Here is a 19637-nt window from a genome sequence, read left to right on the forward strand (position 1 = left end):
TATACATTCAAGATATTTATTTGTCTTCGTCGACAACCTCATAGTCCGCATCAACGACAGTCTCATCGGATCCGGCATCTGAAGCAGATGTATCAGCACCTTCAGAAGCTTCTGCGCCTGCAGCTGCTTCCTGCTGTGCCTTCTCATACATTGCAGCTGAGACCTGGTAAACAGCTTCCTGCAATGCCTCGGCCTTTGTCTTGATAGCCTCGGAATCCTCACCCTCGAGAGCCTCTTTCGTTTCAGCGATAGCCTTTTCGATGGTGGTCTTCTGCTCATCGGTTGCGACATCTCCAGCCTCTTTGAGGGTCTTCTCAGCAGCGTTTACAAGAGATTCTGCATTGTTCCTGATCTCGACCTCTTCCTTGCGAGCCTTGTCCTCTTCTGCGTGAGCTTCAGCGTCCTTCACCATCTGATCGATCTCCTCATCGGACAATCCACCAGGCTTCTGGATAGAGATAGACTGCTCTTTGCCGGTTCCAAGGTCCTTTGCATTTACATGAAGGATACCATTGGAGTCGATGTCAAATGTAACTTCGATCTGCGGCATTCCCCTTGGAGATGGTGGTATTCCATCGAGCACAAAGCGTCCAAGTGTCTTGTTAGCAGAAGCAACTCCTCGCTCACCCTGCAGGATATGGATCTCCACAGATGGCTGGTTGTCTGCAGCAGTTGAGAATATCTGGCTCTTCTTTGTAGGAATGGTAGTGTTCCTCTCGATAAGAGGTGTTGCAACGCCTCCGAGGGTCTCGATACCAAGTGTCAGAGGAGTGACATCGAGCAACAGGACATCATGGACCTCTCCACCAAGCACACCTGCCTGGATAGCTGCACCTACAGCAACTGCTTCGTCAGGGTTGATGTTCTTGTATGGGTCCTTTCCGATGAAGTTCTTAACAACATCGTACACTGCTGGTATCCTTGTGGAACCACCGATAAGAAGTACCCTGTCGATGTCCTTTGGAGTGACCTTTGCATCACTGAGTGCCTGCTTCATGGAAACAAGTGTCTTTTCCACAAGGTCTTCGGTCATCTTCTCGAACTGCGCTCTTGTAACATCGATATCAATGTGTTTTGGCTGGCCGTTGGAATCTGCTGTAATGAAAGGCAGGTTCACGTTGGTGGAAGTTACACCGGAAAGCTCGATCTTTGCCTTCTCAGCAGCATCGCTCAGACGCTGGAGTGCAGCCTTGTCATTTGAAAGGTCGATACCCTCAGCCTTCTTGAACTCCTCGATGAGATGCTCTGTGATCCTGTGATCAAAGTCATCACCACCAAGGTGGGTGTCTCCACTTGTGGAAAGTACCTCAAAGATACCATCTCCAAGCTCCAGAACGGATACATCGAAAGTACCGCCACCAAGATCGTATACAAGGATCTTGTGGTCGCCTTCCTCTTTGTCGAGACCATATGCAAGGGATGCTGCGGTAGGCTCATTGATGATCCTCATTACCTCAAGTCCGGCAATTGTACCTGCATCCTTGGTTGCCTGCCTCTGGGAATCGTTGAAATAAGCAGGCACAGTGATAACAGCCTGTGTGATGGACTCACCAAGGTATGCTTCAGCATCGTCCTTGAGCTTGCGAAGTATCATTGAAGAAACTTCCTGAGGAGTGTAATCCTTGTCGTTCAGGTTTACCTTGTAATCCCCTTCACCGATGTGGCGCTTAATTGAGCTAACACTGTTATCAGGGTTGGCGATCATCTGCCTCTTTGCGACCTGTCCTACAAGTTTTTCTCCCTTCTTTGAGAATCCGACCACTGAAGGAGTTGTCCTTCCGCCTTCCGCATTAGGTACAACAGTAGGTTTTCCACCTTCGATGACAGCCATACATGAATTCGTAGTTCCAAGATCAATACCTAGTATCTTTCCCATGATAATACCTCACTTGTCTTTGATTATTAAGTAATTAACAGAAATTTTGTTCTCTTTACAATATTATGCAGGTTGATTCCTGTAATATTAATGTCAGTTCTCATCCGGATTATCTGCAATTGTTACCATTGCATGACGTATGACCTTTGAGTTTAACTCATAACCGGGCTTGCACACATCAACAACATGGTGGTCAGGATGTTCCGTGGTCTGGACGTGCATCATTGCCTCGTGGAGATGCGGATCGAATTCCTTACCAACGCAATCGATCTTTTTCAGGCCTTCTCTCTCAAGGATAGAGATGAATTGCCTGAACACCATCTCAACGCCCTCAATAACCGACTTTACATCGTCTGTCTTTTTAGCAGATTCAAGAGCGCGCTCAAAATTATCATATACTTCAAGCATTTCCACCATCATATTCTCAAGAGCGAACTTGCGGAACTCCTCTTTCTCACGAATGCTTCGTTTCCTGAAGTTCTCGAACTCAGCCCTCTGGCGGATCAATTGCTCTTTAAGTTCCATGATCTCAGAATCCGCAGATGTAGCAGCATTGTTGCCTTCGGGACCTTCACCTTTAAGGTTTTCCGGCACATTTTCACCGCCACAGCAAGCGCACGAATCCTTCTCGTCTTTAGTTTTGCATTTCTTTCCAGATTTACCTGCCATTGATCACGACTCCGCCATAATTTATCAGCGGTATATTATAACAGCATGTGATTGTTTGTAGTTCTATAAATACTTTTCTGTTTTGCAGGTAGATGAAACTAAAAAGAGAAAGATCAAAAACAAGCATCAATAAACGTCTTTGATCAAAACTGATCAGGCATATTCTGCCTGCATCTTGTACGAAAGCAACTTGACAAGCAACATACTGGCTATCATACAGATAGCAAGTGCTGATACCAAACGGTCCCATCCCAATAGGCTGAGCCCATCCTTGAGGACAAAATCAATGCCACCAAAGAACGAAAAGATGGAGATGGTAGCCGCAAGCGAAACAATACAACCGCCAATGAGCGCACCTATCTGGTCAGCACCCCTCTTCTCAAAGAAGACTGAACCCACTATGAACACCACAGCGAAGATCAGCAATATCACGGAAGAAGGCATCGGACTGATACCGGTAGACATGATGTTCATAACCCCAAGGGCCATACCTATCATGAAAATGGACATTGTCCCTGAAACAGCAAGTGCCTGCAAAAATGGATTATCTGAAATATCCGCATTCACCTTTATATCCCTCGAATTGTAATTTGTATTGCTTATATAAATAATAATTGTTGGACATACTTATCGAACAAAGATGAAGAGAGAGAAGAAAAGGAAGAGAAGTAGAAGAAGAAGACCATAAGAGACCACCGGAAGTCATAGGAAAGCACAGTAAATAACAAATAAGATGATAGAATCTCACCTTACATGAAAATACTTCTTTCCGAATACGCAGTCAGCACCGGTATGGGTGGGACCTACCTCATAGAAGGTAGGGCGATGCTCCACACACTGGCTTCAAGCTTTTCGCGCCTTGGACATGAGGTCACATACACTTCAGCAGGGCCCACCATTGAACATGGAAGCCCGGTTGCTTCAACTGAAGAGGATATCAAAGAGATCCTGGAAAAGCAGGCAAAGGACTGCGATGCCGCCCTTGTGATAGCACCTGAGGAACTACTGGCTGAGATCACGGCCATAATAGATGACAACACACTGAACCTGGGCTGCACTTCCGATTGCGTGGCCATTTGCTCGGACAAACTGGAATGCACGAGAAAACTGGAAAATACATCCGTACCAGTCCCTGAGACATATTCTTCTGACCAGTCAATTCCGGAGGGGAAGCGCTGGGTCATAAAGCCAAGGAACGGATGCGCATCTGAAGATACATTCGTAGCCCACGACCCTATACTTAAAGAAGAACAGATAGCAACAGAGTACATTGAAGGTGAACACCTCAGTGTAAGCCTCATATGCGGAAAAGAAACACTCCCTTTAACAGTTAACAAGCAGATGATAGACATAGACCCCGATAAAGACGACTCATCTGTGGAGTACTGCGGATGCACGACACCATATCCTACCGACCGGAAGCAGGAGCTGTACGAAACAGCCATAGAGGCCACCCGCATGCTTGAATGCAATGGTTACACAGGAGTGGATATCGTGCTGGGAGACAGGCCATATGTTATAGACATAAACCCAAGGCCTACAACATCCCTTGTAGGGATCACAAAGATAATGGACAGGGAAATAGCGGAACTATTGATCGCAAATGCACTCGGAGAAACACTCCCACAGGTAAATATTACAGGGAATTACTCATTCACCAAAGAGGAATTGATATGAGATATATAGGAATAGATATTGGCGGAGCCAATACAAAAGTTGCTTCATCTGACGGGGAGATCAAGGAACTCCTCTACATACCCTTATGGAAGGACACAACACTCCCATCGGCCCTTAAAGAACTGGCAGAAAGGCTGGACCCAGATGGACTGGCCGTCGTGATGACAGGAGAACTTGCAGACTGTTTTGCTGACAAGGACGAGGGGATCAGCTTCATCATGGATGCTGTTAACAACGCTTTCGATTGCGAGATAAAATATGTGAACAACAGCGGACATTTCCAGGACAGCACCCTTAAGACAAGAGACCTTGCTGCCGCCAACTGGGCTGCATCTGCACGCCTTATCGGTAAAGAGGTTGGTGATTGTATCTTCGTGGACGTGGGCAGCACCACCAGTGATATAATCCCCATCAAGAACAGCAAACATGTGGCAGGATATACCGACTTTTCCAGGCTGCTTCGAAGCGAGCTGGTATATGCAGGAACCCTGCGCACGAACCTTGCAGCGCTGCTCAGGACAGTCGAGCTGAAAGAAGGAACATGCAGAGTCTCATCCGAGCTCTTTGCCACCACTGCCGATGCATATATGCTACTTGGTGACATCGACAGTGAACTGTTCACATGTGAGACAGCTGATGGTGCCGGAAAGGACAGGATCAACTGTATGCGAAGGCTTGCACGTGTCGTCTGTGCAGATCTTGCAGAGATCTCCGAAGAAGACATCCTCATGATAGCAAGAGATGTTAAAGAAAAACAGATATCCCTGCTCTGTGAAGCAATATCCGCTGTTACAGAGAAGAACAGGCTTGACACCATTGTCTCAGCCGGACTGGGAGAGTTCATGATAGAAGAAGCTGCAATGCGCCTCGGACTTGATTGTTTCTCCACATCCGACAAGTGGGGAGCAGAGATCTCAAAGGTCTTCCCTGCCTATGCTGCAGCAAAACTGCTTGAAGAAGAGAACATGCGTTAAGATCTACGGATCATCATAACAGACAGAAGGTAAGAATGAAAGTGGTCCTGAAGATAGGCGGCAGCCTGATGAAGCAGGCAGACACCCTGCTTAATGCAGTATCATCTCACTTCAACGACAGGGAAAGAAAAGTGAAGATAGTCGTTGTGCCGGGAGGAGGGATCTTTGCCAATGCCATCAGAGAGGCTGGCAGGACATATTCACTAAGTGATGAGGCTTCCCACTGGATGGCAATTACTGCAATGGAGCAATACGCATACCTTCTCAATGACAGGACCGACCTTCCCTTGATAGATGATACGGAGCAAATTCCGGACGGAGTTTCCATCCTGCTTCCATACCGGCTTCTCAAGGACACTGATGAGCTTGAACATTCATGGGACGTTACCTCAGACACAATTGCCGCCTGGGTAGCACAACGAATTGGTGCCATGCTTGTCAAGGCTACCGATGTTAATGGTGTCCTGAACGGAGATGAACTGATAGAAGAGATCTCTGCCCGGGAACTAGAGATCATGGGAGAAACGTGTACGGACCGCATACTGCCGAAAATACTGGACACCTATCGCATGGACTGTACCATAATAAACGGAACTTACCCGGAAAGGGTCGTTGCTGCTATCGAAAGAAAGCCTGTAAAGGGAACGCACATCAAGGGGAATATTTAAATTATATACCGAGTATGTACTGAAACCGTTATAGCTTATCGCGATACGAAGCGTTTCGTTCAAGCATTATACGCATTTACAGAATCAAAAGGAGAATTATAATGGCAAAAGTTGAACAATGCACATCATGTGGAGTTCGCCTTGTCGAGACGGGATTCACAAGATTCCCTTGCCCGTCATGCGACACCGAGCTCGGAAGATGTACCAAGTGCAGACAACAGAGCAACCCATACAAGTGCCCTAAATGCGGCTTTGTAGGACCCTGAGGAATAAGCATGGGAGAAGTAGCAGCAACAATGAAGATAATGCCAGAGGGCGTTGACACAGATCTGGATGACCTGAAGAACAAACTCGAAGCAGCACTGCCAGAAGGCTCATCCGTCTACGGATCAGAGATCGAGCCTGTTGCATTCGGTCTGAAAGCACTTAAGATGGTAGTCCTTGTAGGCGACCTTGAAGGCGGCACCGAGTCTGTTGAAGAGGCTTTTGCAGCAGTTCCTGGCGTAGAGAGTGTACAGGTTACCGATCTGGGCAGACCTGTATAATCATACAAAACCTTTTTTCACTTTTTTCTTTTCTTTTAATTATCTTAATATCCTAGTAACCACTTTAGATATTAGTACGGGCTCGTAGATCAGGGGGAGATCGTTACGTTCGCAACGTAAAGGCCGCGGGTTCAAATCCCGCCGAGTCCATCCAGAGAATGCATACCATTTCTGCGTTAACAGCTATTTTTGATACGATCATAGCCAGATGATCGTAGTCATGAACTCATGGGAGCTTTATAAACATAAGAAAATGCGAAGCAAGAAAAGTAAAGGATAGAAGGAATGGAGACGTTAGCTAGATACTTAGTAACTTTGTACGAGTAAATAGATAGGAGGGAGATCCGAAATCGTCCCCCTAATTAATCACTTCTCCTTTACAAAGAAGGACTTTGCATTCGTAACAGCTTCCTGCACCATATCCTCAATATCAAGCTTTTCTTCTTCCCTTACTATCAGATCAAACTTTGCGTTGATCTCGGGGTGATCAGGAACCGCACCACATCCGGATGTTGGCATAATAGAAATATCATAGGTACCAATACGCCTTGCAAGATCTATGATCTCGGTCTTGTCAAGTCCGATCAATGGATGATACAATGGAATTCCAAGTCCATATATCTCAGCATGCATATTAGGGGCTGTCTGTGAAGCTACCTGACCGATGGAAGAACCGGTAATAATACCATCAGCACCTTCTTTTTTCATGATCTCGTATGCCATGCGATACATGGTACGCTTGCAGAGAAGGCAGGTATTCTTTTTATTACAGAGAGTAAGGAAGGTATCAAGGTTGCTTCCATGAGGAACATCGTACATCTTGATAGGATCTGCAGGAGACCACCTCTGTAAGACTTCCACACATTTCACCGCCCTGTCAAGAGCCCTGTCATCGGAGAACGGTGCATTGTTGGCATAAACAGGAATGATCTTTACACCACGCCTCATCATGAGCCAGGCTGCGACCGGAGAATCAATGCCACCGGACATCAATACGATCATCTTGCCCTGCGTCCCGAGAGGCAATCCTCCAACGCCTTTCACAGTATCAGTGAATACATATGCCCGGTTCTGCCTCATCTCAACGAAGATCTCATGATCCGGATCTGAAAGATCTACTTTCGGAGTCCTTCCAAGAGATTCCAGACGTTGCCACACTGCATCCCCACAAAGACGACCAATGTCCGTGGAAGAGAGACCGGTTTTACCTGACCGGCGTGCACGGATGCCAAATGATTCACCATCTTTGATTAGATCGGCACCAATATCAGCACATACATTTGCAGCAACATCAACATCGGCTTCGACCATTATAGCGGAAGATGTGGACACAACCCCAAAGACATCTGCTGCTGCCTTTGCAGCATCAGGATCATCAGACTCTATGAAAATTCGCCCCCATTCCCGATAGACCCTTGAGAACGATACATTTTCCTGCTTCAGCATGGCTTCAATATTGCGGACCAGTATCCTTTCGTACAGGTTCCTGACACCCTGACTCTTGAGAGCCAGTTCACCATACCTTACAATGACCACATCATACATGGAGCATAGTATTCATACATCTTTTTTAAGCTATTTGGTAAAGGCAAAAGTAACCAAAATTGCCAGGCCATAGAAAAGTATAAATATTCATGAGTTATCTATATAGGTTTACTGTCCCGTCAAAGAATGGGGGGCCACAATGTCAATATCGACATCATGTGGGGATATGAGCGTGTTTGGGGAGTGGGAAACTCACACACACTTATGCTTATCATTGTAGCCATATCCCCGCAATGCAAAACATATTCAAAAAGGGGAAAAGTAGTATGAAAACATTACACAAGTGTCCAAAATGTAGCTCAAGGCTGGAAATGAAAGGGGAAAACATACAGGTTTGCAATGTCTGCAAATACTGGACAGAAGCAGGGACTGCAAGGCTTGACTCGATAACAATTCTCGAGTGAGGAGATCCTGTGGCAAATATTACCATGAAATGTCACATGTGTGATGTAGACCTGAAAATAATGCGGATTGGCGATAACGCCATGTACTATTGTCAGAAATGCGGAAGAACAACCTCCATTGACTCTGCATACAACATTTCAGAACAATCCGCTTATACCGCCTGATGTGGATTACCTGCGAGCTTCCTCAATTTCGTTACATAGGAATGGAGGCTCTCCACATCTTTGATCTCTTTTTTTACCATTGAACTCAAGCGTTCACGGACATACATATCAACATCAACATCAAAATACCTGAGATCCTCTGATATCTTTGAAGCCAGAAGATCACCACGACGATCCCAGTCAGTCAGAATTATTGCCCTTTTGCCACTATCAACGACCTTTGATGTAAGCTCTGTAAGAGGACGATGGGTTGCAAGCTCAATATCCCCGGAGAAACCTAATTTTCTCAAAGAGATGATGTCCCTCTTCCCTTCAACAATAATAATATCACCATTATTGGAACATTCAAGGAGCTCATTTAGAAGGTCCTCGACCATTTCAAGCTTTTTTTGGTATACAAAGAAAGGTGCCTTGAGTCCGGACATTTTCCCCGAAACATTTCCACTTTGCTCATGTACTGACATTAAGGAATGATATTGAAACTCAAACCTAAATAACCATTCCATGAAAATAAAAACGCTCACCACATACATCGATAACGTTATATATAGACATTAATTAAACTTTATACAGATGGAAGGGGTGACAGATCCATCAAGGAGTGGTAGAACATGGGATGCATCTTTTGTGGAAAAGTTTGTGCAGAAGCAGGGGTTGAAGGCGAATATGGGGAAGAGGTCGCAGAAGGTCGTATTGTCGGACACACCCACATTTGCATGGACTGCCTGGCAGAACTAAAAGAAATACTTGACATAGAAGAAATCGAAAAGAAACTGGCTGAAACCGAATACGAGATATTCGAAGAGGTCAGTCACTAAAGTCAACCATTATTAAAGTGGTAAAAGTGGTCGAATAAGGTCAGGCAATAGTATTCAGAAAGTTTCAACTATAGAGTTAGCTGTAGAGAAAATTTAGAAACTGCAGATTGTTACAGAAACTGCAGAACTATCAACGGCAATTCATCTTTTGATAAAGAATTCAGTGAACTCATCAGAAGGATCGATCCATTTGAAATCGACATCCTCGACATTTGAAAGTTCAGGCCCTATTCGCAGGTTGTCAAGCAACTCGGATATCAGAGCCTTTTTCCCCTGTGCAATGACCTTCACGCGCCCGTCCGGAAGATTTTGGGCATAGCCAACCAGACCAAGCCCTGACGCCACTTTTTGGGTAAAACCCCTGAAGTATACACCCTGAACCCTGCCGGAGACATAGATCTCCGCACAGGTATCATCATTATTTCCGGACATGAGTTCACTTCTGTTACTAAGCAATCATCTATTACCAAACTTTGTTGCTAACTTTTTTAGAGGAACTTTGGCCTCATTGAAAGCAACTTTGCAAGAGGTAAGCTACGGTACGGCATGTCTCCGATCTCGGACAGGACACGCTCATTGAGTTCCTCAGCAGCCATTTCCACTTTCTTTGGCTTCTTTGGCTCGGATTCGGCACGAATGGTAACATTAACCTTACCGCTTTCCACCTCGGAATCTCCAATAACTGCTACGTATGGGACCCATTCACGACCTGCATCACGGATCTTCTTACCAACAGTTTCCTCACGGTCATCAATGTCCACACGGACCTGAAGAGCATCTGCAACCTTGTTGGCAAACTCCATATGCCTCTCTGCAATAGGGATCACACGGACCTGTGTTGGAGAAAGCCATACAGGAAGGTTCGGAACCTTGCCAGCCTCTGCATCCATTGCTGCCTTTTCAAGTAGAGCATAGATACACCTCTCGATCGCTCCGCTAGGGGAGCAGTGAAGCAGAACCGGACGCTTTGTGTCACCATTTGAATCAATGTAATTGATGTCATAGCGCTCAGCATTCTCCACATCGATCTGAACGGTGGACAACGCACTTGCCTTTGCTATGGCATCCACGAAATTGAACTCGAACTTAAGGACGAAATAGAAGAACCTTGTATCCCACATCTCCACAAGGACAGGCTTGTTGACCTTCTTTGCAAGATCTGTGATGAAGTCAGTGTTGCCCTCATAGAAGTCGCGTGTAAAGCGAATAGCGACCTCAAAGTCACTTACGTCGATACCGATCTTGTCCAGCGTGTTGATGCACATACTGTATTGCTCACCAAACTGGGAAACAGAACCTTCCATGTCAGGACACAGGGTGTGCATATCCGGCATTGTGAAAGCACGCAGCCTTCTAAGACCAACAAGCTCACCACGCTGTTCTTTCCTGAAACTGTACCTGGTCATCTCGATCATCTTGAGAGGAAGATGCCTGTATGAGATGGTCATGTCATGGTTCATCAGGAACTGACCGAAACAGGCAGCGAACCTGAGGAACATGTGACGTTTATCTGACTCAATAGAATACTGGCGTGCAGGGAACCTGTCTAGATACTTCTTCAATGTAGGATGGTTCATATCATACATCAGAGGAGTCTCAACCTCCATTGCACCCATCTTTGTAGACTCATCGATAACGAAGTTCTCGAGAAGGGACTTCATCAGCCTTCCCTTAGGATAATAGCGCATGTTACCTGAATCAGAACCTGGCTCATAGTCCGCGATCTCAAGCCTGCGCATCAGTTCCACATGAGGTGGTGCCTTATCGATGTTCCTGTTCTTGGTGATCTCATAATCCACGAACTTCCTGAGATTATCATATCCGGTAAAATCAAAACTTTCCGCATCATGAAGCTCACCATCAGGAGTAAGGATGCGCCAGTAGGACTTTGCAGTATCCTCTGCTTTAAGTGCTTCTGAGACCACTTCCCCTTTCTTCTCTTCGACCACCACTGCTTCACCGCAGGAAGCCGATCCTTCCGGCCTGATGGTACGTGAAAGCTCTGAGAGAGGATGACCTTTACAGCTGATGCTGAACGCCTTGTACCAGCCAAACGGTGCCCTCATAACATTGTACTTTCCTGTCAGCTCTTTCTCAATGCTCTTGAGTACGGACACTGCGACCTTAGGAGATGAGAGGTCGGAGCTTAAGTGTGCATAAGGATAAAGCATCACACTTTCGGCCTTCACCTGAGTAGCAACCTTCTCAATTTCAGCAACTGCCTGCTTTACCACCTGCTGCGGGTCAGCCTCATCAAAGCTCTCCACAGCCATGAATGCCGTAAGTGCTTCCTCAAGGCGTCCCTGCTTGAAGGAATCTTCTATCTTTTCAGCAACAGGGGTGCTCTTTTTTACCTCATATTCAATGTAATCAGAATGGATAAGTAATAACTGCATGATCTCACCGGTTAAATAATCCTGTGCTTTAATTAAACCAATCCTTATTAACCTTTTTCAGCTAAACGTTCCTGAACCAGGCCTGAACTTGACAAAAGGATTTATTCTTCTGCAGACTGCGCTGCTTCCACTTGCTCAGCCTCGGCTTGTTCCAGGTTTTCCACATATACCTTATAGGCCGCTACCAGGGAACCCAGAAGTATCGGTGCTGCAAAGAACCCGGCGATACCACCAACGAAAGCACCCCCAAGGAATGCAAGGAAAATAAGGAATGGATGAATGTGCGACTTCACGCTTGCAAGATACGGACGCAGGAAAAGCTCCGGTGGCACGTAGATGATGATCGAACATACAACAAAGAACACCACAGCACTTTCCAGCCCAAGACTGAAATAGCGTATAATGGAAAGAACCACCAGTACCATGTACCCGGCAAACATGGGTATTGCAGATGCAATAAAGATGAGTGTGGCCAGCGCAAGAACATGTGAGAGTCCAAAGGCAGTGAACACGATCACTGAAAGCGTACTTACCGAAAGTGCAGCATATGCATTGCCGATGAAAACCCCGCCCAATATCACATCCATATGGTGAATGTACCTTTTGACAACAGACTGGTTCCCATCCGGAACTACCCTGATGAGTGAACGATAAAGAGCATCGCCGTCTGCAAGAAGGAAATAGCATACAAAGATAGCTACCAGGAGATTTATCACGAACATCGCGATACCGCGGGCATAGGAAACGAACACAAGGTTACCAAGCAGAGGCAGTATAGAGAGGGATGAATCCCATATTGTCTGCTGTATCTGCACATAGTATTCCTGAGGAATATTCAGACTACGTACGAAATCGAATAAGGACTCAACCACAAGAGACTGGTTCTCAGTTACCCAGATGATCTGGTTGGCAATCTCAATGATACCCATACCAAGTATAAGGACAATAGGTGCCACAATGAACATAGTGGCTACGAAAGCACCTATATGGCGTTTCCTTTGCAGTACCTTATAGATAGGGCGTGCAATATACGCAAAAACAAGGCCCAGCATAATCCCGTCAGCAAGTGGCAGTAAAATGTAGACGAATGTGGAAAAGAGTATGACCAGAGCTATGATTACGAGAACCTTCCATCTGGAACCTATCTGCCGGGACAGCTCATTAGATATATCCGTGACCATCGAACACACATACAGTAATTTTAACGAATAATAATATTATTAAGCATATAATATAACTGTGACACACTATTAATAATTCACTCAAAAGAACTTCTTGTAGCTTTACTGCTTAGATCAAGGACATCTGAAAGAAGCCTGTCCGAATATTTCAGGACAACACATGCTTCAGTACACCTGCCACAGCGTATGCATTCATCGCTTATGTACAACTTCCCTTTTTCAGACCCGAGAGTGATCGCATTCACAGGGCAGACCTTCAGGCAGATACCGCATTCTGTGCACTTGTTAACGCGCATCAGTTGTTCTGCGGTCCTTTTGAGAAGTTCCCGGGCATCGCCTTCTGACCCTGCAGTGACCTTAAGGCTGCCTGAGGAGAAGAATTTTACCGAATCCGCACCCGTCCTGACAAGCAGCATTCCCAGATCCTCTGAAAAAACAGTCGCCCCCAGTATGTTCATCACTGCAGCAGCTTCGCTTAAAAGTACTCCACTAACATTCGCTTCAACGGTATAGCCACCTTCCCTGCAGGGAGAGAAACCTGAGGTAAGGACGATAGCAAAATCCTCATCGACACTGACCTGTTCGGTATCAATTCCAAGCTCCTTAGCAAGAATTACCATCTTGGGAGGCAACTCCTTCCAGCGCCACAGGCCGTGCTTCACATATTCATCCGAGAGACCACGGGAACGTGCCCACTTCAGGAGATAGTCGTTCCACCTTTCGTACATATCAGGATGGATCTCACGTAACCTCTCATACTCTGCAGAGAGTTCCGCAGGGCAGAGATAGCAACCCACACGCTCAAAGCCCCTGTCGTAGAGAGGATTGTACTCCAGACCACGCCAGTGTATGTAAAGCCACACCTCGATGGCACGCCAGTCGCGTATAGGGAAGATGTTCAGCTGATCAGGAACAAAGGGATTTTTCTCGCTGGCAGCGATGTTAGCCCTTGAAAAGGACTCATATCTGCGCTTGCCATCTATGGTCAGGCATACTCCACCGTCTTGAGTACAACGGTCGATCACGCTTCCCGCAGGGGCAAGTTTGCAGACCTTGCAGCACCAGCGGAAATCCTTTGCAGGCGGACCAAAACTCTCAACATTATCCCAGAAGGCATTTCCTGCCTTTGCTTCGGTAAGTTCGATACCACGCTTTTCACAATATTCATGCACAAAATCCACTGTTTCCGGGAACTCGATCCCGGTGTTCAGGAAAAAGGCACTTACATCCCTGTTCTTAAGGGCACTCAATGTAAGGTCCAGGACCACAAGACTGTCCTTCCCACCACTAAAAGAAACATGCACCGGAAGATTGCGATATTCTTTCTGATTTGCAATACCCTTGATGGTGTTCATTGCATTCTTCCCAATCTGCCTGAGATGAGGCAGGTTGGCATTTACAACATCGTCCATCGAGGAGACCTTCGCATTCAATGCCATGCTATCGCCCATGACCTTTCGGACCCTGACGACCGGACCCTCAGTACGACCCATCTCATCACTGTCGCATAAAGCGATCCCGGATCCCACAAGCTTACCGGAGACCACAATTACAGGGTCCCCTTTTTTGATATCGACACTAAAGCTTTCCAGGAACCCGGCCTTCACTTTCTTACCATTGAGGTGAGCACCTGCTTTTTTCAGGACAACTGTCTTGCTATCGATAAGTGCATGAAGTAACTGTGCACCAATTTCAGATGGCTCGAAACGATGGGCCATCCGATACATATCATAGAGCAGCACGCCAACTTTCAGCCCGTCAACGATCACCTCATCGGTCTTATCATCACCAGGGATCTTGTTCAAAAGGACCATATGCAGACCAATAGGGTCACAGCCATATTCGGACAGAAGCAGATCTCCGAGCACTTCACGTTCGTAGGGAGAGCAAAAACGGATGTCACCGGTGCCTGAGAGTTTCACTTCAAGCACATCTCCACCACAAGACCCACATTCCGCTTTAATAAGAGGTACATTACATTCCTTGCACCAGAATATCACAGGATGTTTATCACCTGCAGGTTTCCTGAAGGTTTTTTTACTGCCTCTTGTATTCTTTTTGTTTTTTTGGGAAGGGGCTTTATGCATTTGAGAGTCGGCCTTTTTTAAGTGCATTGTCATAAAAATAGGGGTTGGTGTTCATAAATACTTCCGTGACAAAAACACGCCATGATGAAATATGAAAAATATGAACAAAATGAAAAAGAGAGAATGCAGGTCACTATGACCTGCTCGAAAATTGCCTTTATTTTGAAAGGTAATCGTTAATGGTCTCTGCAGCCTGTTTACCTGCACCCATTGCACTGATGACCGTAGCCGCGCCGGTCACAGCATCCCCACCTGCGCAAACGCCTTCAAGGGATGTCATACCTGCCTCGTTCACCACTATGGTTCCCCATGGAGTGACTTCGAGACCTTTTGAACCATCGAAGATGATCGGGTTAGGTGAAGTACCGATAGCCATGATGACAATGTCAGCATCAATAACATGCTCGGAACCTTCAACTGCTACTGGTCGCCTGCGTCCTGAATCATCAGGCTCGCCAAGCTCCATCTTTATGCATTCCACACCATTGACGGCCATGTTCTCGCCTTCAAGGATGCGGACAGGATTTGTCAGGAGGCGGAAGACAATACCTTCTTCCTTTGCGTGCTCGATCTCCTCACGCCTTGCAGGAAGTTCCTCGTCACTGCGCCTGTAGACAATGCTTACCTCATCTGCACCAAGCCTTAAGGCACTGCGTGCAGCATCCATTGCGACATTACCCCCACCAACTACGATGACATTGCTGCCTCGCTTGATAGGAGTGTCGTACTCAGGGAAGCGATATGCCTTCATAAGGTTCACACGGGTCAGGAACTCGTTCGCGGAGTAGACACCATTGAGGTTCTCTCCCTCTATTCCCATGAACTTTGGAAGACCTGCACCTGTTCCGAGGAAAACTGCGTCGAACTCTTTCTCAAGCTGATCAAGGGTCTTTATGCGGCCAATCACATAGCCCACTTTGAGCTCTGCTCCCAGCTTCATGATGTATTCGACCTCTTCCTTCACGATAGCCTTTGGAAGCCTGAACTCAGGGATACCGTAGATCAGTACACCGCCTGCTTCATGCAAAGCCTCGAACATTGTGACAGAATGACCTGCCTTTGCAAGATCTGATGCTGCAGTAAGTCCGGCAGGACCGGTACCTACGATAGCAACTTTCTTCCCGGTTGGCTCGGCAACTACAGGGTCCTTGACACCTGCCTCACGCTCACGGTCCGCACAGAACCTTTCGAGACGGCCAATGGAGATCGGTTCGCTCTTCTTGCCGAGGATACAGAGTTGTTCACATTGCTCTTCCTGTGGGCAGACACGTCCGCACACTGCAGGAAGGGTGTTCGTTCGCTTTATAACATCAATAGCTTCGCCAAAATTGCCTTCTTTCATACTGGAGATAAAGCCAGGGATATCGATGTTAACAGGGCAGCCTTCCACACACTTTGGTTTCTTGCACTCAAGACAGCGTTCTGCCTCAAGGATTGCCTGTTCTTCGGTGTAGCCTAATGCAACCTCTTCGAAGTTGTGGATACGTACTTCAGCAGGCTGTTCTGGCATTTCCTGTGTTATTGACATTTGCACTCATCCCCGCAGCCTTTTTTGGAACCCTCAAGAGCATCCATTTCCTCTTTGCGATACAATGACAAGCGGCTCATGAGGAGATTAAAGTCAACGTCCTTTGCATTGAACTCAGGCCCGTCAACACATGCGAATTTAGTCTCACCGCCAATATTAACGCGGCATCCACCGCACATACCGGTTCCATCCACCATGATAGGATTGAGGCTCACAATGGTCTCAACATCATAAGGATCAGTAACACCTGCAACTGCGCGCATCATAATAGGAGGACCAATGGCAACGACCCTGTCGATCTTCTCATCACCATCAAGAAGTTCCTTGACAAGGTCTGTGACAAAACCGTGGTGACCTTTGGAACCATCGTCCGTAGCCACAAGAACTTCATCGCTTGCAGCCTTCATTTCATCTTCAAGAATAAGCAGGTTCTCGCTGCGTGCGCCAATTATGGAGATCACCTTGTTGCCGATCTCACGGTATGCCTTTGCCTGAGGATAAATAGGAGCAATACCAACTCCGCCACCGACAAGCACAACGGTGCCGATCTTTTCGATCTCGGATGCTTTGCCCAGAGGACCTACGAAATCCTGAAGCTCATCGCCTGAAGCCATTTTAGCAAGCTGTTTTGTCGTTTTACCCATTTCCTGGAAGATAATAGTGACAAAACCCTTATCCACATCATAATCTGCAATTGTCAGAGGGATCCTTTCGCCCTCTTCATCAATACGAAGAATAATGAACTGACCGGGCTTTGCAGCCGCAGCCACATCAGGAGCCTCGATGTTCATCAGGTGCACATCAGGCACCAACTGACGTTTCTCTATTATTTTGTATGCCATTAGATCACTTTCACAATACAATCGGAAGTACGCGTACTTTTTACCAATATATTAATGTTACCCAAGAAATATTCATACTACATTAAGCTTTCTATTTAAAGCAGAAAACAATCAACGAATACGCATTTGGGAAACTGCTATAAGACGAATTGGAATTGTGCATATTAGCTCAAAGTTGATAAATATTTGTAAAAATTAGAAATTTTTACCGGCAGAAATATGCCGGTAAATTTGTACGCCCGAACCGGGATTCGAACCCGGGTCGGAGCCTCGACAGGGCTCCATGATAGGCCTCTACACTATTCGGACATTGCGATTGATTGCTGTTATGAGCACACCCTAATACTCATCCACCTATATAAGCTTTTTGAGCTTATAGGATGTTTGATCCCGCCTCCCAGACTCGAACCGGGGACATCGCGGTGCCTGCGCGGTATGTGCGACAAGTCGCATGAACCATACTACAGCCGCGCACTCTACCACTGAGTTAAGGCGGGTCACTCGCTAAATACAGCATCCTTACACCCCACCAACGTGAGATGCAACCCCTCCATAGGCATAATAATACTTATTCTTTTCGCCGTTCGGAGATAATCAGGTCAAATAACAGGAATTTGCCATAGTGAAAACTACAGGAAGTTTACCAAGGTATAAAAAAGAAAAGACAATCAGATACAAAAATAAAAAGAAATAACAGTTGAAGAAACAATTCCCTTCAACTGCCCGCCTATAAAGTACTGATATTAATGGCCAGATCCTTCTCAGAAGGTATCAAGCTCACCTTTGACGACCATATCAGTGATCTTTGTGATGTTCTCAAGCCAGTCGTCGATCACAACTTCTGCCTCGGACCTTATGCTAGCGAAGTTTGCACCCTCTTCAGGAATGATCTGAGCATTTGCTACCAGTGGCTGGTCAATAGGCTGACCGATCTGAGAGAGAAGCTTGACATGAACATCGCTGAGCTCATCAACTGCACTTACTACATCTCTTGCCATCTGTGTTGCAAGCAGGTTGTAGATCTTACCAATGTGGTTGATCGGGTTCTTACCGCTTGTCGCTTCCATGCTCATTGGCCTGCTTGGGGTAATAAGACCGTTGGAACGGTTTCCACGTCCTACTGAACCATCGTCACCCATCTCTGCAGAGGTACCTGTAACAGTAAGGAAAACACACTCGCAACCGCCTTTGACATCATCTGCGGTATTGAGGTGAGCATAGACATTCCTCTCGGTGTACTTGGTAGCAAGGTCAAGGACGTATTCGGTCATCTCTTCCTTTGCATTGATGTAATGGTCCATATCATCGATGTGCTTGCCCACCATACCACAGCAGATGGTCAGAGAGATATCGTCTTTGTCCCTAAGACCCATGACCTTGATATCCTCACCGATTCCGGGGATCTTCTTCTTTTTGAGATCTGTGAGAAGCTGCCTCTCTGTGTTATAAACGATCTGCTCAAGTTCTGAGAAAGGAGCATGCCCCACACCAAATGATGTGTCGTTTGCCATAGGTACGTGGTCCCTGTGGAAAACATCCCGGAGGTCAGAGGAACCGGTTCCAAGCTTACAGTCAATGATCATGTCACGTTCCATGTCCATATCAACAATGGTGTTCCTCACATAGTCGCGTGCAGCTTCAAGAGCTACTGCCTCAACAGGGATCTCCATACCATCGAATGACTTGGTAGCCCTTCCCACAAGAAGAGTGTAGATAGGCTTGATTACCTCTCCGCCACCAAACTCAGGTTTTGATCTTCCTGCAACGATCTGGGTCTCGTCGGTGTTGTGGTGGAGTACTGTACCGCACTTGTCGATGTACTCTTTACAGAGAGCCCGGCTCACAGCCTCTGCAAGACCATCACTGATACTGTCAGGGTGACCAATACCTTTTCTCTCTACAAGCTCGATCTCCTGCTTCTCGATGGGGGTCTCGTGAAGGTGTTCAACTTTGATATTTCGTATCATTTTTAGCCTCTTTTTATAAGTTTAAGACGAACAGGATTGGGATCCATATAAATTAACTGGTCTTTGAAATTAGCCTATAAGATGAATAAATTATATAAAATCGTTACTACACGAGTTTTATTTAATTACCCATAGTTATAACATGAAACATATTAACTGAGCAATCAAAAATGAATGAATGAATGAATGAATGAATGAATGAATGAATGAATGAATGAATGAATGAATGAATGAATGAATGAATGAATGAATGAATGAATGAATGAATGAATGAATGAATGAATGAATGAATTAA

The 19637-nt window shown here is 46.1% G+C and carries 20 protein-coding genes and 3 tRNA genes; 9 read left to right on the plus strand and 14 right to left on the minus strand.

Annotated elements, in window-relative coordinates; all coding sequences use genetic code 11:
• Positions 1-16: 16 nt before the first annotated feature.
• From dnaK to WOA13_RS06935, 3 genes are all read right to left on the minus strand, one after another.
• A complete protein-coding gene (gene dnaK, locus WOA13_RS06925; protein ID WP_342127211.1) occupies positions 17-1876 on the minus strand; it encodes a molecular chaperone DnaK in 1860 nt (619 codons plus the stop codon).
• Between the two features lie 93 nt (positions 1877-1969).
• Positions 1970-2545 (minus strand): nucleotide exchange factor GrpE, encoded by a 576-nt coding sequence (gene grpE, locus WOA13_RS06930; RefSeq protein WP_342127212.1) that lies wholly within the window; start codon positions 2543-2545, stop codon positions 1970-1972.
• A 153-nt stretch (positions 2546-2698) separates the two neighbouring features.
• Entirely contained in the window at positions 2699-3112 is a 414-nt protein-coding gene (locus tag WOA13_RS06935; RefSeq protein ID WP_342127213.1) for a heat-shock protein, read from the minus strand.
• 186 nt (positions 3113-3298) lie between these two features.
• On the opposite strand from WOA13_RS06935, the gene WOA13_RS06940 reads away from it, so the two are divergent.
• From WOA13_RS06940 to WOA13_RS06965, 6 genes are all read left to right on the plus strand, one after another.
• Complete coding sequence (locus WOA13_RS06940; protein WP_342127214.1) at positions 3299-4222, plus strand: ATP-grasp domain-containing protein; 924 nt, start codon at positions 3299-3301, stop codon at positions 4220-4222.
• Complete coding sequence (locus WOA13_RS06945) at positions 4219-5196, plus strand: hydantoinase/oxoprolinase family protein (protein WP_342127215.1); 978 nt, start codon at positions 4219-4221, stop codon at positions 5194-5196. The genes WOA13_RS06940 and WOA13_RS06945 overlap by 4 nt, the downstream gene beginning before the upstream one ends.
• Positions 5197-5231: 35 nt before the next feature.
• The gene (locus WOA13_RS06950; RefSeq protein ID WP_342127216.1) at positions 5232-5864 is read left to right on the plus strand and encodes an amino acid kinase family protein; all 633 of its coding nucleotides are present in this window, start codon (positions 5232-5234) and stop codon (positions 5862-5864) included.
• A gap of 101 nt (positions 5865-5965) precedes the next feature.
• Entirely contained in the window at positions 5966-6130 is a 165-nt protein-coding gene (locus WOA13_RS06955; protein WP_082087317.1) for an HVO_2753 family zinc finger protein, read from the plus strand.
• A 9-nt stretch (positions 6131-6139) separates the two neighbouring features.
• Positions 6140-6409 (plus strand): elongation factor 1-beta, encoded by a 270-nt coding sequence (locus WOA13_RS06960; protein WP_342127217.1) that lies wholly within the window; start codon positions 6140-6142, stop codon positions 6407-6409.
• A gap of 78 nt (positions 6410-6487) precedes the next feature.
• Positions 6488-6559, plus strand: a tRNA-Ala gene (locus WOA13_RS06965).
• Between the two features lie 216 nt (positions 6560-6775).
• Here WOA13_RS06965 and thiI read toward each other — a convergent pair.
• Positions 6776-7954, minus strand: coding sequence for a tRNA uracil 4-sulfurtransferase ThiI (gene thiI, locus WOA13_RS06970; RefSeq protein WP_342127218.1), 1179 nt, complete (start codon positions 7952-7954; stop codon positions 6776-6778).
• 266 nt (positions 7955-8220) lie between these two features.
• Here thiI and WOA13_RS06975 point away from each other — a divergent pair, with 266 nt between their 5' ends.
• Positions 8221-8358, plus strand: coding sequence for a hypothetical protein (locus WOA13_RS06975; protein WP_197072193.1), 138 nt, complete (start codon positions 8221-8223; stop codon positions 8356-8358).
• Between the two features lie 9 nt (positions 8359-8367).
• Positions 8368-8523: a hypothetical protein gene (locus tag WOA13_RS06980; protein ID WP_342127219.1), complete on the plus strand. Its 156-nt coding sequence runs from the start codon at positions 8368-8370 to the stop codon at positions 8521-8523.
• Here the strand turns inward: WOA13_RS06980 and WOA13_RS06985 are convergent.
• Positions 8511-8987, minus strand: coding sequence for a toprim domain-containing protein (locus tag WOA13_RS06985; RefSeq protein ID WP_342127220.1), 477 nt, complete (start codon positions 8985-8987; stop codon positions 8511-8513). The genes WOA13_RS06980 and WOA13_RS06985 overlap by 13 nt on opposite strands.
• 147 nt (positions 8988-9134) lie before the next feature.
• Between WOA13_RS06985 and WOA13_RS06990 the strand changes: the two genes are divergently transcribed.
• Positions 9135-9341: a hypothetical protein gene (locus WOA13_RS06990; RefSeq protein ID WP_342127221.1), complete on the plus strand. Its 207-nt coding sequence runs from the start codon at positions 9135-9137 to the stop codon at positions 9339-9341.
• A 141-nt stretch (positions 9342-9482) separates the two neighbouring features.
• On the opposite strand, the gene WOA13_RS06995 is transcribed toward WOA13_RS06990, so the two are convergent.
• The 9 genes from WOA13_RS06995 to WOA13_RS07035 form a co-directional block, all read right to left on the minus strand.
• Positions 9483-9773, minus strand: a complete 291-nt coding sequence (locus WOA13_RS06995; RefSeq protein ID WP_342127222.1) for an acylphosphatase — start codon at positions 9771-9773, stop codon at positions 9483-9485.
• A 56-nt stretch (positions 9774-9829) separates the two neighbouring features.
• Positions 9830-11737 carry a threonine--tRNA ligase gene (locus WOA13_RS07000; RefSeq protein ID WP_342127223.1) on the minus strand — a complete coding sequence of 636 codons (1908 nt, stop codon included), beginning with the start codon at positions 11735-11737 and terminating at the stop codon, positions 9830-9832.
• Between the two features lie 101 nt (positions 11738-11838).
• The gene (locus tag WOA13_RS07005) at positions 11839-12918 is read right to left on the minus strand and encodes an AI-2E family transporter (RefSeq protein WP_342127224.1); all 1080 of its coding nucleotides are present in this window, start codon (positions 12916-12918) and stop codon (positions 11839-11841) included.
• A 77-nt stretch (positions 12919-12995) separates the two neighbouring features.
• Positions 12996-15038 (minus strand): phosphoadenosine phosphosulfate reductase domain-containing protein, encoded by a 2043-nt coding sequence (locus WOA13_RS07010; protein ID WP_342127225.1) that lies wholly within the window; start codon positions 15036-15038, stop codon positions 12996-12998.
• Between the two features lie 124 nt (positions 15039-15162).
• Positions 15163-16533 (minus strand): NADPH-dependent glutamate synthase, encoded by a 1371-nt coding sequence (gltA, locus tag WOA13_RS07015; RefSeq protein ID WP_342127226.1) that lies wholly within the window; start codon positions 16531-16533, stop codon positions 15163-15165.
• A complete protein-coding gene (locus WOA13_RS07020) occupies positions 16524-17375 on the minus strand; it encodes a sulfide/dihydroorotate dehydrogenase-like FAD/NAD-binding protein (protein WP_342127227.1) in 852 nt (283 codons plus the stop codon). Before WOA13_RS07020 ends, gltA begins: the two co-directional genes overlap by 10 nt.
• Positions 17376-17611: 236 nt before the next feature.
• Positions 17612-17684, minus strand: a tRNA-Asp gene (locus tag WOA13_RS07025).
• A 79-nt stretch (positions 17685-17763) separates the two neighbouring features.
• Positions 17764-17872: transfer RNA gene (locus WOA13_RS07030), tRNA-Tyr, on the minus strand.
• A 264-nt stretch (positions 17873-18136) separates the two neighbouring features.
• Positions 18137-19342: a methionine adenosyltransferase gene (locus tag WOA13_RS07035; RefSeq protein ID WP_342127228.1), complete on the minus strand. Its 1206-nt coding sequence runs from the start codon at positions 19340-19342 to the stop codon at positions 18137-18139.
• Between the last annotated feature and the right edge of the window lie 295 nt (positions 19343-19637).

Source organism: Methanococcoides sp. LMO-2 (assembly GCF_038432375.1).
GTDB lineage: Archaea > Halobacteriota > Methanosarcinia > Methanosarcinales > Methanosarcinaceae > Methanococcoides > Methanococcoides cohabitans.

What these genes read in the sequence shown, in the direction of transcription:
- WOA13_RS06990 (WP_342127221.1), top strand. Translation starts at nt 9,135, where the DNA reads ATGGGATGCATCTTTTGTGGAAAAGTTTGTGCAGAAGCAGGGGTTGAA.
- WOA13_RS07020 (WP_342127227.1), bottom strand. Translation starts at nt 17,375, where the DNA reads ATGGCATACAAAATAATAGAGAAACGTCAGTTGGTGCCTGATGTGCAC.
- WOA13_RS06945 (WP_342127215.1), top strand. Translation starts at nt 4,219, where the DNA reads ATGAGATATATAGGAATAGATATTGGCGGAGCCAATACAAAAGTTGCT.
- WOA13_RS06985 (WP_342127220.1), bottom strand. Translation starts at nt 8,987, where the DNA reads ATGTCAGTACATGAGCAAAGTGGAAATGTTTCGGGGAAAATGTCCGGA.
- grpE (WP_342127212.1), bottom strand. Translation starts at nt 2,545, where the DNA reads ATGGCAGGTAAATCTGGAAAGAAATGCAAAACTAAAGACGAGAAGGAT.
- WOA13_RS06955 (WP_082087317.1), top strand. Translation starts at nt 5,966, where the DNA reads ATGGCAAAAGTTGAACAATGCACATCATGTGGAGTTCGCCTTGTCGAG.
- WOA13_RS07005 (WP_342127224.1), bottom strand. Translation starts at nt 12,918, where the DNA reads ATGGTCACGGATATATCTAATGAGCTGTCCCGGCAGATAGGTTCCAGA.
- WOA13_RS07010 (WP_342127225.1), bottom strand. Translation starts at nt 15,038, where the DNA reads ATGACAATGCACTTAAAAAAGGCCGACTCTCAAATGCATAAAGCCCCT.
- WOA13_RS06975 (WP_197072193.1), top strand. Translation starts at nt 8,221, where the DNA reads ATGAAAACATTACACAAGTGTCCAAAATGTAGCTCAAGGCTGGAAATG.
- WOA13_RS07000 (WP_342127223.1), bottom strand. Translation starts at nt 11,737, where the DNA reads ATGCAGTTATTACTTATCCATTCTGATTACATTGAATATGAGGTAAAA.
- thiI (WP_342127218.1), bottom strand. Translation starts at nt 7,954, where the DNA reads ATGTATGATGTGGTCATTGTAAGGTATGGTGAACTGGCTCTCAAGAGT.
- WOA13_RS07035 (WP_342127228.1), bottom strand. Translation starts at nt 19,342, where the DNA reads ATGATACGAAATATCAAAGTTGAACACCTTCACGAGACCCCCATCGAG.
- gltA (WP_342127226.1), bottom strand. Translation starts at nt 16,533, where the DNA reads ATGTCAATAACACAGGAAATGCCAGAACAGCCTGCTGAAGTACGTATC.
- dnaK (WP_342127211.1), bottom strand. Translation starts at nt 1,876, where the DNA reads ATGGGAAAGATACTAGGTATTGATCTTGGAACTACGAATTCATGTATG.
- WOA13_RS06960 (WP_342127217.1), top strand. Translation starts at nt 6,140, where the DNA reads ATGGGAGAAGTAGCAGCAACAATGAAGATAATGCCAGAGGGCGTTGAC.
- WOA13_RS06940 (WP_342127214.1), top strand. Translation starts at nt 3,299, where the DNA reads ATGAAAATACTTCTTTCCGAATACGCAGTCAGCACCGGTATGGGTGGG.
- WOA13_RS06950 (WP_342127216.1), top strand. Translation starts at nt 5,232, where the DNA reads ATGAAAGTGGTCCTGAAGATAGGCGGCAGCCTGATGAAGCAGGCAGAC.
- WOA13_RS06995 (WP_342127222.1), bottom strand. Translation starts at nt 9,773, where the DNA reads ATGTCCGGAAATAATGATGATACCTGTGCGGAGATCTATGTCTCCGGC.